This window comes from Fundidesulfovibrio butyratiphilus, from assembly GCF_054657235.1.
This window is the reverse complement of the sequence record NZ_BAAHXA010000002.1, coordinates 720,565-737,254: the sequence shown is the minus strand read 5'-3', so window position 1 is coordinate 737,254 and position 16,690 is coordinate 720,565. Positions and strand designations below refer to the sequence as shown.

The 16,690-nt window shown below is 62.9% G+C and carries 19 protein-coding genes and 1 other RNA gene; 3 read left to right on the top strand and 17 right to left on the bottom strand.

The annotated features are described in order from the left end of the window. Window positions 1-5: 5 nt before the first annotated feature. The 17 genes from ssrS to ACYQ01_RS14295 all read right to left on the bottom strand — a co-directional run bounded on the left by ssrS (window position 6) and on the right by ACYQ01_RS14295 (window position 14,212). A non-coding RNA gene (ssrS, locus tag ACYQ01_RS14375) (6S RNA) lies at window positions 6-186 on the bottom strand. Between the two features lie 20 nt (window positions 187-206). Beyond that, complete coding sequence (locus ACYQ01_RS14370) at window positions 207-461, bottom strand: cell division protein ZapA (protein ID WP_459934548.1); 255 nt, start codon at window positions 459-461, stop codon at window positions 207-209. Between the two features lie 23 nt (window positions 462-484). Continuing rightward, window positions 485-694, bottom strand: a complete 210-nt coding sequence (locus ACYQ01_RS14365; RefSeq protein WP_459934547.1) for a cell division protein ZapB — start codon at window positions 692-694, stop codon at window positions 485-487. A gap of 44 nt (window positions 695-738) precedes the next feature. Next, window positions 739-2,103, bottom strand: a complete 1,365-nt coding sequence (gene glmU, locus ACYQ01_RS14360) for a bifunctional UDP-N-acetylglucosamine diphosphorylase/glucosamine-1-phosphate N-acetyltransferase GlmU (RefSeq protein WP_459934857.1) — start codon at window positions 2,101-2,103, stop codon at window positions 739-741. A gap of 283 nt (window positions 2,104-2,386) precedes the next feature. Then, window positions 2,387-2,815, bottom strand: coding sequence for a F0F1 ATP synthase subunit epsilon (locus tag ACYQ01_RS14355; protein WP_459934546.1), 429 nt, complete (start codon window positions 2,813-2,815; stop codon window positions 2,387-2,389). A 5-nt stretch (window positions 2,816-2,820) separates the two neighbouring features. Continuing rightward, entirely contained in the window at window positions 2,821-4,221 is a 1,401-nt protein-coding gene (gene atpD, locus ACYQ01_RS14350) for a F0F1 ATP synthase subunit beta (protein ID WP_459934545.1), read from the bottom strand. A gap of 15 nt (window positions 4,222-4,236) precedes the next feature. After that, a complete protein-coding gene (locus tag ACYQ01_RS14345; RefSeq protein WP_459934544.1) occupies window positions 4,237-5,112 on the bottom strand; it encodes a F0F1 ATP synthase subunit gamma in 876 nt (291 codons plus the stop codon). A gap of 15 nt (window positions 5,113-5,127) precedes the next feature. Then, a complete protein-coding gene (gene atpA / locus ACYQ01_RS14340) occupies window positions 5,128-6,642 on the bottom strand; it encodes a F0F1 ATP synthase subunit alpha (RefSeq protein WP_459934543.1) in 1,515 nt (504 codons plus the stop codon). Window positions 6,643-6,646: 4 nt separating this feature from the next. Continuing rightward, the gene (gene atpH, locus ACYQ01_RS14335) at window positions 6,647-7,192 is read right to left on the bottom strand and encodes an ATP synthase F1 subunit delta (RefSeq protein ID WP_459934542.1); all 546 of its coding nucleotides are present in this window, start codon (window positions 7,190-7,192) and stop codon (window positions 6,647-6,649) included. Further along, a complete protein-coding gene (locus tag ACYQ01_RS14330) occupies window positions 7,189-7,761 on the bottom strand; it encodes a F0F1 ATP synthase subunit B (protein ID WP_459934541.1) in 573 nt (190 codons plus the stop codon). Before ACYQ01_RS14330 ends, atpH begins: the two co-directional genes overlap by 4 nt. A gap of 28 nt (window positions 7,762-7,789) precedes the next feature. After that, window positions 7,790-8,221, bottom strand: a complete 432-nt coding sequence (locus ACYQ01_RS14325) for a F0F1 ATP synthase subunit B (RefSeq protein WP_459934540.1) — start codon at window positions 8,219-8,221, stop codon at window positions 7,790-7,792. 163 nt (window positions 8,222-8,384) lie between these two features. Further along, window positions 8,385-8,735, bottom strand: coding sequence for a bactofilin family protein (locus ACYQ01_RS14320; RefSeq protein ID WP_459934539.1), 351 nt, complete (start codon window positions 8,733-8,735; stop codon window positions 8,385-8,387). Window positions 8,736-8,771: 36 nt separating this feature from the next. Then, entirely contained in the window at window positions 8,772-9,884 is a 1,113-nt protein-coding gene (rodA, locus tag ACYQ01_RS14315; RefSeq protein WP_459934538.1) for a rod shape-determining protein RodA, read from the bottom strand. Window position 9,885: 1 nt separating this feature from the next. After that, the gene (mrdA, locus tag ACYQ01_RS14310; RefSeq protein ID WP_459934537.1) at window positions 9,886-11,727 is read right to left on the bottom strand and encodes a penicillin-binding protein 2; all 1,842 of its coding nucleotides are present in this window, start codon (window positions 11,725-11,727) and stop codon (window positions 9,886-9,888) included. Continuing rightward, entirely contained in the window at window positions 11,711-12,181 is a 471-nt protein-coding gene (locus ACYQ01_RS14305) for a hypothetical protein (protein WP_459934536.1), read from the bottom strand. The genes mrdA and ACYQ01_RS14305 overlap by 17 nt, the downstream gene beginning before the upstream one ends. Next, a complete protein-coding gene (gene mreC / locus ACYQ01_RS14300; protein ID WP_459934535.1) occupies window positions 12,178-13,137 on the bottom strand; it encodes a rod shape-determining protein MreC in 960 nt (319 codons plus the stop codon). Before mreC ends, ACYQ01_RS14305 begins: the two co-directional genes overlap by 4 nt. Before the next feature lie 34 nt (window positions 13,138-13,171). Beyond that, on the bottom strand, window positions 13,172-14,212 hold the full coding sequence (locus ACYQ01_RS14295) for a rod shape-determining protein (RefSeq protein WP_459934534.1): 1,041 nt from the start codon (window positions 14,210-14,212) through the stop codon (window positions 13,172-13,174). A 137-nt stretch (window positions 14,213-14,349) separates the two neighbouring features. Here ACYQ01_RS14295 and mnmL point away from each other — a divergent pair, with 137 nt between their 5' ends. From mnmL to ACYQ01_RS14280, 3 genes are read left to right on the top strand one after another with little or no spacing between them, the layout of a single operon-like run. Beyond that, a complete protein-coding gene (gene mnmL, locus ACYQ01_RS14290; protein ID WP_459934856.1) occupies window positions 14,350-15,525 on the top strand; it encodes a tRNA modification radical SAM protein MnmL/YtqA in 1,176 nt (391 codons plus the stop codon). Then, window positions 15,522-16,148, top strand: a complete 627-nt coding sequence (locus ACYQ01_RS14285) for a hypothetical protein (RefSeq protein ID WP_459934533.1) — start codon at window positions 15,522-15,524, stop codon at window positions 16,146-16,148. The genes mnmL and ACYQ01_RS14285 overlap by 4 nt, the downstream gene beginning before the upstream one ends. After that, entirely contained in the window at window positions 16,145-16,675 is a 531-nt protein-coding gene (locus ACYQ01_RS14280) for a methylated-DNA--[protein]-cysteine S-methyltransferase (protein ID WP_459934532.1), read from the top strand. Before ACYQ01_RS14285 ends, ACYQ01_RS14280 begins: the two co-directional genes overlap by 4 nt. Window positions 16,676-16,690 lie beyond the last annotated feature (15 nt).

Genomic DNA, 16,690 nt, shown 5'->3' with positions numbered 1-16,690 from the left:
GTTCGAAAACCCCCGGAGCGCCGTGTCGGCAATGGATTTTGAACCTTGCATTCGCAAGGTGGGCGATACTGAGCGACCTTCAGGCTACCCGCGGGCGGGTCTGCACACCAATCGCTTCGAAGCGTCACCCGATAGTACGCTATCGGCTCAAAAATCGATCGACGATCACGCACACCCCAGGGAGATTTCGCATAATGGCCGGAAAATCAAAGCTCCGGCATTTTTATTCGACTCAAAAGCTTATCGAGCTTGTTTTCCATCTCGTCAAGCTTCTGGTTCGCCATAAGCAAGTCGTCCGCCAAACCCAGGGCCACAAACGTCAGCAACTTCTCCTTACTGAGATTCTTGCCACCGGACTGAAGCAAGCGATACCGTTCTTCCACCAACCCGGCGGCAAGGTCCACGCGGTCCGGCTCCGCGTCGGTCTTGAAGGAAAGTTCAAGACCAAGAATGTCTTTCATGTAGCTGGGCATCGGTCCTTACGTCAGATGGACTCCTCCTGAAGCTTTTTCAAGAGTTGGTCGACCCGTGAGAGAACTGCATCTTTCTTCTGGCGTTCCTGCTCAAGAGCGTCCCTGAGCGTATTGGTTTCACTCTCAAGGGTGGCCTTGAGCGTTTTATTCTCTTCTTCAACCGCACGCAACCGGCTCACCAGTTGAGCGATACGGTCTTCTAGAGTGTCGAAGATATCCATACAAGACTCCTATCGTGTCTGGACAGGAAAATCAAGAGAGGTTTTCACTTACGAACCCGTGTAAATAACTTTCCCCGCGTTACGGCAAGGGCCTTGTCCGGCACATTCTTGGTGATCACCGACCCGGCGCCGACCACGGCCCCCGCACCCACCGTCACCGGAGCCACCAGGGCCGTGTTGGACCCGATGAAGGCGTCCTCCCCAATGACCGTGGGCCACTTTTTCGCACCGTCGTAGTTGCAGGTGATGGTGCCGGCCCCCACATTGGCTCCGCTGCCCACCGTGGCGTCGCCCAGATAGGTGAGGTGGCCGGCCTTGGCCCCCACACCCAGGGTGGCCTTCTTCATCTCCACGAAATTCCCCACATGGGCCTTTTCCTCGAGAACCGCGCCCGGACGCAGCCTGGCGAAAGGACCGGCGTCGCTGCCGGCCTTGAGTTCGGCCCGCTGCAAATGCGAAAACGGCAGCACCTTGCAGTCCGTCCCCAAGCGACTGTCCTCGATCCACACGCTGGGTCCCACCACGCATCCCGCACCCAGCGTGGTATCGCCCACCAGGTCACAGGGCCCGCAGACTTCGGCGCCGGGCTCCAAACGCACGCGGGGACCGATGCGAACCTGGCCCGGGGAACGCACTGTCACCCCGGAGAGAAGCCAGTGTTTCACAATGCGCGCCCGCAAGGCCTCTTCGGCCTCCACCAGCTCGGCCGGCGTGTTGATCCCAAGCAAGTCCTGTTCGCGCCCGCGATTGACCGCGGACACCTTTCCGCCCTGGTCGCCCACCAACTCCACCAGGTCGGTTATGTAAAACTCCTGGCTGGCGTTGGCGTTGGTCAGTCCGGCCAGGGCCCGTTCCACCGCCGAAACCTTGAGCAAATAGGCCCCGGCGTTGATCTCGCCCGAAGCCGGGCCATGCAGGACGGGGTCGTGGTCCTTGGCCTCCACGATGCGCACCCTGCCCGCCGTGTCGCGGCAGACGCGGCCGTATGCGCCGGGATCGTCTACCTCGATGCTCAGAAAGGCCAGATCAGATCCGCCGTCCAAGGCTTCTGCCACAAAGGCCGTCACCTGCGCGCTGGTCACCTGGGGCACGTCGCCGTTGATCACCAGGACATGGCTCCACCCGGAACGCTTGATCTCCGGCCAAGCGCACTGCACGGCATGTCCCGTGCCCAGTTGCGGCTCCTGCAGGACAAAACGGCCGGAAAAGTCGGGAAACGACGTTTCCACGTCCCCGGCGCAGTGGCCCACCACCACGCGGACCCGGTCCTGGAAAAGGGGGGACAGTGCGCCCAACACGTAACCCAGCATGGGTTCGCCCAGTAGGCGGCGCAACACTTTGGGGCCTCCCGCGTGCATGCGCGTGCCCTTGCCCGCGGCCATCACCACCGCGCCAATGGATGCGTCGATCACGTTCACCTCGAACTCTCTGAAAAGACTCACACGCTCATCACCGTGGTCGGTTTGTCACATCATTGGCCGATATTCAACCCCGCCGAAATCCTCGACGCACACGGTTCGCAACATGCTTTCCGTCTTGATTTTTCTCTGCAGGCGTTGTCGCCTCACGTTTGATTTTCGTTTTGTTTTCCCGAATCGGCAAGGCGTTTCTTGTCCCTTTGCGAGACACGCCCCAAAAAAAAGGCAGGCCGCGGATGCGACCTGCCTTGGGGGCGAATAATGCCAACGCCGTCTAGCCGAGGGTGCCGGCGGACTGGGCGTGGGTTTTGCAGCTCATGCGGGCGATTGCGCGTTGCAAGGCGGCCTGAGCCCGTGCGTGGTCCAGTTGTTCCTGGCGTTGAGAGATACGCTGACGAGCGCGCTCCTCGGCGCGACGGGCGCGTTCCACATCAATTTCTTCGGCCCGTTCGGCCACTTCGGCCAGGATGGTGACTTTTTCCCCGTTGCTGACTTCGGCGAACCCGCCGGAGACGTAGACGTAGTATGTCCTGCCTCCCTTCTTGTAGAACAGGTTGCCGATGCCCAGGGCGGAGAGAAAGGCCACGTGTCCGGGCAGCACGCCGAACTCGCCGAGCACACCGGGAGCGCCGACGTACTCCACGTCAGCGGAGAGCACCATGCGATCCGGCGTGACGATTTCCAGGCGAAGTTCTTTGGCCATGGGGCTTAGCTCTCCTTGGATTTCTCGACGGCTTCCTCGATGGTGCCGACCATGTAGAAGGCGCCTTCAGGCAGCTCGTCGTGCTTGCCTTCGATGATTTCCTTGAAACCGCGAATGGTGTCTTCCAGCTTGACGTAGCGGCCTTCCTTGCCGGTGAACTGAGCGGCGACGAAGAACGGCTGGGACAGGAAGCGCTGGATCTTGCGCGCCCGGGCCACGGTGAGCTTGTCTTCGTCGGAGAGTTCGTCCATGCCGAGGATGGCGATGATGTCCTGCAGATCCTTGTACTTCTGCAGGATCGACTGCACGGAGCGGGCCACGCCGTAGTGGTCCTGGCCGATGACCAGGGGGTCGAGGATGCGCGACGTGGAGTCGAGCGGGTCCACCGCGGGGTAGATGCCCAGTTCCGCGATCTGGCGCGAAAGCACGAGGGTGCCGTCCAGGTGCGAAAACGTGGTGGCCGGCGCGGGGTCGGTCAAGTCGTCGGCGGGCACGTACACGGCCTGCACCGAGGTGATGGATCCCTTGTTGGTCGAGGTGATGCGTTCCTCGAGGCCGCCAAGGTCAGTTCCCAGGGTGGGCTGGTAACCCACCGCGGAGGGCATGCGGCCCAGAAGCGCCGACACTTCGGAGTTGGCCTGGGTGAACCGGAAGATGTTGTCGATGAAGAGCAACACGTCCTGGCCTTCGATATCGCGGAAGTACTCGGCCACGGTGAGGGCGGTGAGGGCCACGCGGGCGCGGGCTCCCGGAGGCTCGTTCATCTGACCGTACACCAAGGCGGCTTTATCCAGGATGCCGGCATCCTTGAATTCGTAGTAGAGGTCGTTGCCCTCGCGGGTACGCTCGCCCACACCGGCGAAGACCGAAAGGCCGCCGTGGTGCTTGGCGATGTTGTTGATCATCTCCATCAGAATAACGGTCTTGCCCACGCCGGCGCCGCCGAACAAGCCCATCTTGCCGCCCTTGGGGAAGGGGATGAGCAGGTCGACGACCTTGATGCCGGTTTCGAGCACTTCCACCTTGGTGGACAGCTCGACGAACTCCGGAGCGGCCCTGTGGATGGGCATGAACTCGGTGGAGCCGAGAGGTCCGGCCTCGTCCACGGGCTGACCGATGACGTTGATGATACGACCCAGGGGAGCGCGTCCCACCGGGGCCTGAATGGGCGCTCCGGTGTCTTCGCCTTCCATGCCGCGCACCAGACCGTCGGTGGAGTCCATGGCGATGGTCCGCACCACGTTGTTGCCCAGGTGCTGGGCCACTTCGAGGACGAGTTCGGGCGCGTTGGGGTTGTTCGTATTTTGCAAGTTGATGGCGTTCATGATGGAGGGGAGCTGCCCTTCAGGGAACTCCATGTCCACCACCGCGCCGATGACCTGGACGATTTTGCCTTTTACGCTCATGGGAATTCGCCCCCTTTATCCTTTTAGCGCTTCTGTGCCGCCGACGATGTCCATCAGCTCTCTGGTGATGCTCGCCTGTCGGGCCTTGTTGTAGACCAGGGTGAGGGTGTTCACCATTTCGTCGCAGTTCTTGGTGGCGTTATCCATGGCCCGCATGCGCGCCGCATGTTCCGAGGCCGAGGTGTCCAACAAGCCGCGATACAGCTGGACATTGACGAAACGGGGCAACAGCTGGGCCAAGAGTCCTTCAACCGAAGGTTCGTAGAGATATTCCGACGTGGGCCCGGTCTGTTCCTTTTCTTCCGGTTCGGACGCCATGGGCAGCACGGTGAGCTGCGTGGGGTCTTGCCGGCCGATGTTGACGAACTTGCCGAATACGAGGTCCACCTCGTCGAACTCTCCCTGTACGAACCCGCCGATCACTTCCTGGCCGAGTTTGGCCGCCAGGGAGTAGTCGAAGGTGCCCATCTGGTCGGCGTAGGCGGCGAGCAGTTCGTAGGGGCTCTTGCGGACGGCGTCGCGTCCTTTCTTGCCCACACAGACGAACTTCACGGTCTTGCCTTCAGCCTGCTTCCGCTGGGCCAACTTCATGGCCGTATGAACCAAACCGCCGTTGAACGCGCCGCACAAGCCCCTATCGGAGGTAATGAGCACGACGAGGCTGTTCTTGACCACCTCGCGCCGTTCGAGCAGCGGATGAATCGAGCTGTCGGCGCCGGCGGCCAGGCTACCGAGCATTTCGTAGAACTTGTCCGCATACGGCCGGAACCGTTCAATGCGGGATTGGGCGTTACGCAGTTTCGCCGAGGCCACCATGTTCATGGCCTTGGTGATCTGCTTGGTCTTCTTGACCGCCGCGATCTTTACCTGGACGTCTTTCAGGGATGGCATGTGTCCGCTCCCCTGCTAACCTTCGGCCCGGAAGCCCTTTTTGAACTCTTCGATGGCCGCGATGAGTTTGCCGGTGATGGCGTCGTCCAGGGCCTGCTTCTCACGAATGGCGCCCAGCACGTCGGCCTTGGAGGAGCGCATGAAGTCGAGGAACTGCTCTTCGAACGCGCGCACGGCGTCGACCGGCACATCGTCCATGAAGCCGCGACCGGCGGCGAAGATCGACGACACCTGCTCTTCCACGGGCAGAGGCTGGTACTGGGGCTGCTTGAGCAGTTCCACCATGCGCATGCCGCGGTTGAGCTTGAGCTGGGTGGCCTTGTCCAGGTCGGAGCCGAACTGGGCGAAGGCGGCCAGTTCGCGGTACTGGGCCAAGTCCAGGCGCAGGGTGCCGGCCACCTGTTTCATGGCCTTGACCTGGGCAGCGCCGCCCACGCGAGAGACCGACAAACCGACGTTGATGGCCGGACGGATGCCCGCGTTGAACAGGTTGGGCTCCAGGTACACCTGACCGTCGGTGATGGAGATGACGTTGGTCGGAATGTAGGCCGACACGTCGCCCGCCTGGGTTTCGATGATGGGCAGGGCGGTCAGCGACCCGGCGCCGCGCTCGTCGGAAAGCTTGCAGGCGCGTTCCAGAAGGCGCGAGTGCAGGTAGAAGACGTCGCCGGGGAAGGCTTCGCGTCCGGGCGGGCGGCGAAGCAGCAGCGACATCTGGCGGTAGGCCACGGCCTGCTTGGACAGGTCATCGTAAATGATGAGGGCGTGACGTCCCGAGTCGCGGTAGTACTCGGCCATGGTGCAGCCGGAGTAGGCGCCGATGAACTGCAAGGGCGCGGGTTCGGAAGCTGTGGCGGAAATGACCGTGGTGTATTCCAGGGCGCCGTACTTGCGCAGGGTGTCCACCACCAGGGCCACGGTGGCCTTTTTCTGGCCGATGGCCACGTAGAAGCAGTGCACGTCGCCGCCCTTCTGGGCCAGGATGGCGTCCAGACAGACGGCGGTCTTGCCCACCTGACGGTCGCCGATGATGAGTTCGCGCTGGCCGCGACCGATGGGCGTCATGGCGTCGATGGCCTTGAGCCCCGTGTACATGGGCTGGTGCACGCTCTTTCTGGCGATGATGCCGGGAGCCTTGATTTCCACCTCACGGTATTCTTCTGTGATGATGGGTCCCAGGCCGTCGATGGGATTGCCCAGGGGGTCGAGCACGCGGCCGGAAACCGCCTCGCCCACCGGCACGGAAAAAATCTTGCCCGTGCGCTTGACCGTGTCGCCTTCCTTGATGTGGGTGTCTTCACCCAGCAAGGCCACGCCCACGTTGTCCTCTTCCAGGTTGAGCACCAGACCCATGACGCCGCCGGGGAATTCCAGGAGCTCCATGGCCATGGCGCTCTGGCAGCCGTAGACGCGCGCGATGCCGTCGCCCACGGAGAGCACCGTGCCGGTCTCGCTCATCTCGACCCGCGAGTCGTAGTTTTGGATCTGCTGCTCGATGATCTTGCTGATCTCTTCGGCTTTGATCTGCATGGCCCTACTCACCCCTCTTGATTTGTTCTTTCAGTAGCTTCAACTGCGCCCGAAGACTCGCGTCAAGCACCTTGTCCCCCACCTTGAGCACCACTCCGCCCAGAATGGCCTTGTCTTCCTCGTAGCTGAGCACCAGTTTCTTGCCGCTCTTCTTTTCGAGCTTGGCCTGGATATCCTTGCGCCGGGCGGCGGAGAGCTTGCCCGCCGTGATGATCTTGCCCCGCACGACACCCTGGGCTTCGTCGAGAAGCTCGGCGTATATCTTTTGAATGTCCGGAAGCGCCGCCAGCCGGTCTTTATCGGCCAGCAGGTTGAGAAAATTGGCGGTGGTGGGGGCCATGCCCAGCTTGGCGACCAGTTCGCCAAGCACCGCTTTTTTCTCCTGCGCGCCGAAATTCAGGCTGCGAATGAGTTTGAGAAGCTCGGGACTTTTGTCCATGCATTCAGCCAAATCCGCGAGATCCTTGCCGAACGTTCCGGCTGCCTCAGTTTTTTCCCCCAGAACGAAGAGCGCCCTGGCGTACCTGCGTGCCGCGATGTTCCCGCTCAATTGAGCACCACCTTGCTTAGAGCGTCATCCACCAGCTTGTCCTGCGTCTTGTCGTCGAGTTTGGCCACGAGCAGGGCTTCGGCCGCCTCCACGATCTTTTCCGCCATTTCGGCGCGCAGGGTGTCCACCGCCGCCTTGGCTTCCAGCGCCGCGCTCGCCTGGGCCTGAGCCGCGATGCGCTCGGCCTGGGCCTCGGCAGCGGCGACGATGCTGGCCTTGAGAGCCTCGCCCTGGGCCTTGTACTCGGCCAGGATCTGCGCCTTCTCGCTTTCAAGAGAGGCGATGGAGGCCTCCACTTCGGACAAACGCTTCTGGGCGGCCTGCTTGCGCTCGTCCAGGTCGGCCAAGCCGTTCTCAATGGACTGCTGACGTCCCACGAACGCGCCCTTCACCTTCGCCCCGGCGAAACGCCAGAACAAAGCCACGACGATGATCAGGTTCACCGTGCGCAGGGCGAGATTCATCAAGTTGGGAGGTTCGTCGTGACCGCCCGAAGCCCAGGCGACACTCGCGGCCAGACAGAACAAGGCCGCAAGCGAAAGAATCAACCGCGTCCGTTTCAATGCCATCCTCCTTGCTTGCTTCGGGCTGCCGATGCTACAGGGCTTTGCCCAACACTTTTCCGGCCGCCTTGGCGGCCATGGCCGATACCTGCCCCAACATCGCCTGCTTGGCGGTTTCGGACTCGCGCACGATCAGCGCGCGGGCCGCCCCCAAAGACTCGGCGGCCTTGGCCCCGGCGGTCTCCAGCAGGCCTTTTTCCGTGGCCGCCCCCTCCTCACGCAAAGTGGTGCGAACCTGACCCGCTTCGCGGCGGGCTTCTTCCAGCGCGGCCTGATACGCCGCGAGCTTGCCTTCGGCCGCCTGGCTGAAGGCGTCGATTTCTTCCGCCTGGCTGGCCATGCGCTCGGCACGCAAACGCAACATGCGGCGGATCGGGGAAATCAGCACGTAGTTGACGATGACCAGCATGACGAGGAAATTCACCAGTTGCACAAAGAACCAGCGATCAAGAACAAGAATGTCCATGCCCAGCCGCCCCTCCAATTGTGAATTTTGTTTCAAACTGCGGCGTCCTTACCGGAAATACTCCGTCGTGTCCAGCCGAAATTCTCTTTTTAAGCTCGCGAAACCCGCGTGAATCAAGGATTTTGAGGGTACTTGTAAAACATTTCACAAACAAGCCCGCAGGTTACTTTTCCCCGCACTCCGCGGATTCTCCCGTCATGCGAAGCGATCCGTCCAGGATCGCTCCTTCCTCCACGTTGAGCGCCGGAGTGCTCAGGGTCCCGCAAAATTTCGCCGTTTTGTGGAAAACCGTCCGAATGGAGCAGATCACGTCGCCGGTGAGCGTTCCGCCCAGTACAAGCTGGCCCACCCGCACCTGGCCGGAAATCACGGCCTCGCGCCCGACCACGAGGGTGCCGTCGGACTCGATTTCTCCTTCGAACGCGCCGTCGATCCGCACGGCCCCGGAAAAGTCGAGGCGGCCCTTGTACGAGGTTTCCGCGCCGAGAAACGCGTTGATGTCTTCCTTGGCCAAGGTCCTGCCCCTCCCGTGGTGGGTTTTGGCCGTGCTTTACGTCTTTTTGAAGACGAAACGGCGGATGGAAACGTTGAGGACGATGCCCAACAGGCAGAAATTCACGATGGTGGCGCTGCCGCCGTAGCTGATGAACGGCAGGGGAATGCCCACCACCGGCATGAGACCTAGAACCATACCCATGTTGATGAGAATCTGCCAGAAAAAATAAAAGAAGACCCCGGCGGCCAGAAATGAGCCGAAGCGATCCTTGGCGTCGCGCGCCGTGGTGAAGATCAGGTAGAGGAACAGGCAGAACAGGAACAACAGGACCATGGTCCCCACAAAGCCCCACTCTTCGGCGAACACCGCCAACGCGAAGTCGGTATGCTTTTCCGGAAGAAATCGCAACTGGCTTTGCGTTCCCTCCAGAAATCCCTTGCCCCACATCTGTCCCGAACCGATGGCAATTTGCGACTGGATGATGTGGTAGCCCGAGCCCAACGGGTCACGTTCCGGATTGAACAAGGTCAGCACGCGCAGCTTCTGGTAGGGCTTGAGAAAAAACCAGCCGCACGGAATGAGCGCCGGCACCACCACCAGGAGCACCTTGAGCACCCTTCCCGCCACGCCCCGGTAGAGGATCATTCCCGCCAAAAGGAGCAGGATGTTAAGCCCCGATCCCAAGTCCGGTTGCACGATGACCATGGCCGCCGGCGGCAGGGCCACGGCCAGCACCGTGAGGAGCCCGCCCCAGCCCAGCTTTCCCGACTCCTTGCTGAGCATGGTGGCGCCGACCAGCAGCGTGGAAAACTTGGCCAGCTCGCAGGGCTGGAAACTCATGAATCCGAAGTCCAGCCAGCGTTTGGCCCCATACACCGCTTTGCCCATGATGGGCACCAACGCCAGGAGCACGATGGTCACCACGGCCAGGGGCCACGCCACGTGCCGGAAGTGACGATAGTCGAAGAGCGTGACCAGCACCATGCACACCAGGCCGGCCGCGCCCCAGATGCACTGTTTTTGATAGTAGGGATTGAGCGAAACCCCCTCGCCCATGCGGAAGCCGCTGGCCGAGTAGAGATTCAGCACCCCGATGCCGAAGAGCACGGCGATGATGGAGAGCAGGGGCCAATTGATATGGGCGATCAACCTTCTGTCGATGCCCACGTCAATCCTGCCTGCCGGAAGGGGCCGGGGGAGCGGCGTCGCCCTTGGGCGGAAGTTTCACCAGGCTGCCGCCCGCGCCGAACAGGTAATCATAGACGTACTTGGCCACGGGGACGGCGGCCTCGCCGGCGTGGCCGCCGTGTTCGACCATGCACACCACCACGTAGGACCGGTCGCCCTTGACGCCCCAACTGGCTATCCAGGCGTGGTCGCGGTATTTGTAGGGCGTGGCCTTGGTGACCTTGTTGTCCGCCACCTGGAGCTTCACCACCTGGGCCGTTCCGGTCTTGCCGCCCATGCGGGCGTCGCTGCGCCGCAGCTTCCCGGCGGTGCCGGCGTTGACCGTGTCGTTCATGGCGTTCAAAATAAATTCCCGGTCCTTGTCGGAAAGCGGCAGCTTGCCTTGCACCACGGGTTCGTCGCTCAGCACCAGGCTCGGCCGCATCAGGTTGCCGCCGTTGACCAGCGCGGCCACGAACTTGGCCAGTTGCAACGGCGAAACCTGCACATAGCCCTGCCCGATGGAGCAGTTGAGGGTTTCGCCCCGGGTCCAGTTCTCGCCGTAGCGACGCTTTTTCCAGGCCGTGGACGGGATGAGTCCCGACCGTTCGTGAGGAAGGTCGATGCCCGTGGGCTGTCCGAATCCGCAGGCCAGGGCGAAGCGGTTGATGCGGTCGATGCCCAGCTTTTCGCCGAGCTGGTAGAAGAACACGTCGCACGACTGCACCAGGGCGCTGCGCATGTCCACGGTGCCGTGTCCGCCCTTTTTCCAGCAGTGGAAAACGTGCTCGCCCAGCCGGTACGAGCCCGAGCAGAAGGCGGTTTCTGTAGGCCGAATGCCTTCGGAAAGGGCGCACGCGCTCATGAGGAGCTTAAAGGTGGACCCGGGCGGATAGACCGACTGGGCCACCCGGTTTTGCAAGGGATGCATGGGGTCGTCGCGCAGTTCCTTCCACTTGCGGGTGGGGATGCCCAGCACGAAGAGGTTGTTGTCGAAGCTGGGCTGGGAAACCAGGGCCAGCACCTTGCCCGTGTTGGGTTCCAGCACCACCACGGACCCGGCCTGGCCTTCGAGCTGCTTGGTGCAAAAGGCCTGGAGATCGGCGTCGATGGACAGGCTCAGGTTGCCGCCGGCCTTGGGTTCGAGCAGGGTCTGTTCGTTGTGCTCGCGACCGTAGGCGTCCACTTCGATCTGCTTGAGGCCTTTTTCCCCGCGCAGGCGGTGTTCGAGCGTGTATTCCAGTCCGCCCTTGCCCACCTGGTCGCCCAGAGCCAGGCTGGAGTCTTTTTCCAGCTCCTCCTCGTTGGCTTCGGCCACGTATCCCATGACATGGGCCAACAGATACCCGTCGGGGTAGTATCGCTTGTGCCTGACGAGGATGTCGAGCCCGGGATACGAAACCGCGTTGGCTTCGATCTTGGCCAGAAGCTCGTAGGAGAGGTTGGAGATCAGCACCAGCGGCTCGAAAGACTTCACGCGCTTGCGGCCCCGGATGAAGGTATCAAGCAGCACCTGATACTCGATGCCCGTCCACTGCGACACCTTGTGCAGGGTGCCGGCGATGTCCGGGCAGTCCTCGCGGATGAGTCCCAGGGCGAAGGATGGCTCGTTCACCGCCAGGGGTTTGCCGTTGCGGTCGGTGATCATGCCCCGGGCCGCGTGTATGGAGGCCTGGCGCAGTTGGTTGTCCTTGGCCTGTTCCGCGAACTGTTCCCCCTTGTGCACCTGCAGATACCACAGGCGCACCGTGAACAGGCAAAAGATCCCCAGAATGAGGGCTTGCAGCAGAATCAGGCCCGAGCGCGAATTCGGTTGCCCATCGGGCTCATACGTCTTGGCCATTTTTGGGAAGGTGGTTGTGGATGATGTAGACGAGGCCCCATTCCAAGGGGAAGACCAAGGCCTGGAGCATGCTCTCCAGCAGCACCCGGCCCGGGGCCACCAGCCAGTCCTGGAGAGAAGCCATAACATGGGTCAGCCCGAAATGCAGCACTCCCAGGCAGCACCCCAGAATCGTCATGAAAAAGAAGTTGCGTCCCTCAAAGAACCAATGTCCGAAAAAAAACAGGCTCATAAGGGCTCCATACCACAAAATGGCCGTTCCGAAGGCCAGGGACCCCGTCCCTTCCTGAAGCAGCAGCCAGATCACGCCCAGTATGGCCGTGTCGCGGACGCGTTCCTCTTGCAGACATAAGATGAGTCCGGGCGCGAGAAAGTCCACCCCCGGCAGAAAGCTCTGCATCCACAGGCCGAAAATCGTAAATCCCGTCCAGAAGACGATGAGAGCGAAATTCACTGCCCCTGTCCTCCCGAAGCGCGCTTGCGTTCCGGTTGGCCTTCCTGGACGCCCCCGGGGGCCGACTGGGCCTTGCGTTTTCTGCCGGACTCCACCTTCTTGTCCGACCCGCCCTTGGGGCGCCTGGTCGAGGTGTCGGGCATGGCGTCATCGGGCTCGTCCGCGGGTTTGGGCTGCGACACTTTCTTGAGCAGGGCCACCTCTTCGAGGTGTTTGGGATCGAACAGGGTCTGGGCCTGCACGTTGAGAAAAATGGACGCCCCCTCCCGGTTGACCGCCGTGACCTTGGCCAGGGGTAGGCCCGAAGGGAAAATGCCCTCAAGCCCGGTGGTCACCAGGATTTCGCCCGGTTCCACCGTGGCCGAAAGGGACACGTAGAGAAGCGTAAGCGGCGCGCCCGGCCCCCGCCCGGCCAGAATGCCCTGGGTGCGGGTGGTCTGCGACACCACGGGAATGCGGCTGTTGGGATCGGTGACCAGCAGCACCGTGGCCGCGCTCATGCTGGCCCGCAACACGCGTCCCACCACGCCTTCGGGAGCCACCACCGGGGTGTTGACGTCCACGTCCTGACGGCGTCCCTTGTCGATGACAAAGGTTTCCAGGGCGGCGTTGGGCCCCAGACGATGGGCGATGACCCTGGCCCCTTCGCGCTTCCATTCGGCCGGCGGCGTCAGGGCCAGGAGGTCGGACAAGCGCTTGGCCAGGGAGGCGTTCTCCCTGGCGGAGACCAGTTCCTCGCGGGCCTGGGCGAGCTCCTGGCGCAGGGTTTCGTTCTCCTGGCGCAAGCCCACAAAGTAGACGTAGCGCTCCCAGAAGGCGGAAACACGACTCCCCACCCACCTCCCGGGTGAAAGCACCCACCGGGTGAGCTCCAGGCCCGTATGGCTGGCCAGGCTGTCCATATATCCGGTGCGGATGTTCCATGTGAACAACCCCAGATAGACGAACAAGGCCACCAGCAGACCGGCTGCGATGCGTTGGGGCGAGGGCTTAATCGATGGTGACCTCTTTGAGAACGTCCAGGTTGTCCAGCGCCTTGCCGGACCCCAGCACCACGGCCGAAAGCGGATCGTCCACGATGGTGATGGGCAAAGACGTCTCTTCGCGCAGCAGTTCGTCCAGTCCGCGCAGGAGCGCGCCCCCGCCGGTCAGGACGATGCCCCGGTCCACGATGTCGGCGGCCAGTTCGGGCGGAGTCTGCTCCAGGGCGATGCGCACCGCCTGGACGATGGACTCCACCTGTTCGGCGATGGCCTTTTGCACCTCGTCGGAGGTGATGACGATGTTCTGCGGAATGCCGGTCACCAGGTCGCGGCCCTTGACCTCCATGTCGCCCAGGCTGGTGGAGGTGTGCGCGCTGCCGATGTGGATCTTGATCTGCTCGGCCGTGGATTCGCCGATGAGCATGTTGTACTTGCGTTTGACGTACTGCATGATGGCTTCGTCCATCTTGTCGCCGCCCACGCGCACGCTTTTGGAATACACGATGCCCGACAGGGAGATGACCGCCACTTCCGTGGTGCCGCCGCCGATATCCACCACCATGTTCGAGGTGGGCTCGGTGATGGGCAGATTGGCGCCGATGGCCGCGGCCATGGGCTCCTCGATGAGATAGACTTCGCGCGCGCCGGCGGACTGGGCCGATTCTTTCACGGCGCGCTTTTCCACCTGGGTGATGCCCGTGGGCACGCAGATGATGATGCGCGGGCGCACCAGGCGGCGCGAGTTATGCACTTTGGAAATGAAGTGGCGCAGCATGGCTTCGGTCACTTCGAAGTCGGCGATGACGCCGTCTTTCATGGGGCGGATGGCCACGATGTTTCCCGGGGTGCGGCCGAGCATCTTCTTGGCTTCGGCCCCCACGGCCAACACCTTGTTGACGCCTCTGGCGTCTTTTTTCACGGCCACCACCGACGGCTCGGAAAGCACGATCCCCTTGCCCTTGACGTAAACCAGCGTATTGGCCGTACCAAGGTCGATGGCCAAATCGTTGGAGAAAAACCCTAGCGCGGAATCCAAAAATCTGGACATAGCCCCTTCCTTGACTCACAAACGAGCCGAGACGATATTCTCAAAAAGCCGCGCCGCCGGCTTCGGCGGACAAAAAAAGCCGGGCCGCGAAAGGCCGGCCCCAGCGGGCGGCCAGGAGGAGAAAAAGCTCCGCCGTGATGCCCGGTTCGACGCTGGTGTTGTGCGATTCCCGCTTCAATGTCAACGGTATTTTTATGGAAGCGACCACGCCCCTTGACGAGGCGGCCCGCCGGTCCTTGACCGAGCGTGGCTACAACGCCCTTTCGGCCAGATGGCGCGCGCTCTTCGGGCGCGGGGCCAGAAAAGTCCCCCTCGACGCGGGTTTTTCCTGCCCCAACCGCGACGGGACCCTGGGGGTGGACGGATGCGCCTTCTGCAACGCCCGAGGATCGGGGACCGGGTTGTCCGCCCTGTCCCTGACCGAGCAGTGGACCTTGTGGCGTTCCCGCCGCCTGGCCAAATGGGGCCCAGTGGCCCTGGTGGCCTATCTGCAGGCCTTTTCCAACACCTACGGTCCGGCCCGGAAGCTGGCCCGCGTCCTGGACGAGCTGGCCGGCCTGGAAGGGCTGGAGGGGCTGTGCCTGGGCACCCGCCCCGACTGTCTGGACCGGGAAAAAACCCGCCTCCTGGCCGACTTTCCCGCCCGCGAGCTCTGGCTGGAACTGGGCTTGCAATCCGCAAATCCGGCAACCCTTGCCCGGATCAATCGCGGGCACGGCCCGGAGAGCTTCGCCAGGGCCGCCGAGCTGGCCGCCTCGTTCGGCATAAATATCTGCGCCCATCTCATAATCGGGCTTCCGGGTGAAACCGTCGACGACTTTCTGCGCTCTCTATCTTTTATGAATGCCTTACCCGTAGCCGGAGTGAAATTCCATAACCTCTTCGTGCCCAGGGGATCGACCCTGGAACGCGATCACCACTGCGGCTCGCTGACCCTGCTCAGCCGGGAAGACTACGTGGAGTGGCTGATCCTGGGGTTGACCCACCTGCGTCCGGACGTGGTCGTCCACCGCCTGAACGCCGACCCGGACCAGGGCGAACTGGTGGCCCCGGATTGGGCCGGACAAAAACGCCAAGTGCTCAACGCCATCTCCGCCGCCCTGGCCCGCCCGGGCGTTCGGCAGGGCTCGGCCCTGTCCCTTCCGGGCGCGCCCGGCGCTCCCGGGGACGCGGCCCCGGCCCCATGCGACGCGGGACAGCACCCGGCCCGCCGCCCAGGCCGCGGCGCCTCCGCGACGCTCTCCCGCCCGAAACGGGGCGCGCAGGCCGGCGGCCCCCGCTTCCCGCAACGTCCGAACCAGGAGGACTCATGAACACGTCGCGCATCGTTTCGGCCATGATCGTCCTGGCCGTCCTGGCCGCGTTGCGACCCGCCCCGGCCCTGGCCGAATTCACCGCCCCGGACGGGTCGTTTTCCATTTCCCTGCCCGGGGACTTCGTGAGCATTCCGGCCTTGGAGCTCTACATGGCCGGGCGCGGCGGCAAGACCGGCCCCGTGTCCCCCGAGGTCATGGCCCGGTTCAAGAAAACACATTTCGGCTTCCAGAAGCCCGCCGAAAAGTGGTTCACTCCGCCCTACGTCATCATCACCCTGGAGACCGGACGCTCCCGCACCCCGCAGGACCTGTTCATGGACCACGTGATGTCTCAAAAGGACTCGGAAAGCGCGGCCGCGCCGGGCGACAAGTCCTACCGCTTTCTGGAAAAAGAGCACCTGCCCCTCAAGCGCATGCATTACTACAAGGACATGGCCCACAACCAGGCCATGGGCAAACCCGTGGCCATGGGCGTCTACACCTACCTGACCAGCCAGGGTTTTTTGCGCGTGGCCTGGTTCTGCCCCGCAGACCAACTGGCCGAATGGGAAAGCGTCCTGCACGACGCCGCCATGAGCCTCACCCTTTCCCCAGAACTCGAATACAAGGCGAAACCATGAAGACAGCCGTCAAACCCGCCCGCGTGGAAACCGTCTCCGCTCCGCCCCTGGCCATTCGCATCCTCTGGCGCGGCGACGAAATCTGGCGTCTCGATCTCACCTGGGCCGAAAATGTCGGCCCCACGGACGCCCGCTCCGACGCGGGGCGCGAACTCGCCCGCTGTCTGGCCGACTACGTGGCCGGACGCAACCCCCACTGGCCCGACCTCCCCCTGACATTTTCCAACACGGCCCCCTTTCATCGCCGCTGCTGGGAGGAGCTGGCCAAGATCCCCTACGGCCAGACCCTGACCTACGCCGAATTGGCCGAGCGCGCGGGAAGCGCCCAGGCCGCCCGCGCCGTGGGTCAAGCCATGGCCAAGAATCCCTTCCCCCTGGTCTATCCCTGCCACCGGGTGCTGGCTTCGGGCGGAGGACTGGGCGGCTACGGCCCGGGACTGGAAATGAAAAAATGGCTGCTCGCCCTGGAGTCGGGCAAAATCACCCCCCTGACGCCGGTCCGATCCTCGGCCCTGCAGGAAGCCTAGCGCCCCGTCGCCCGG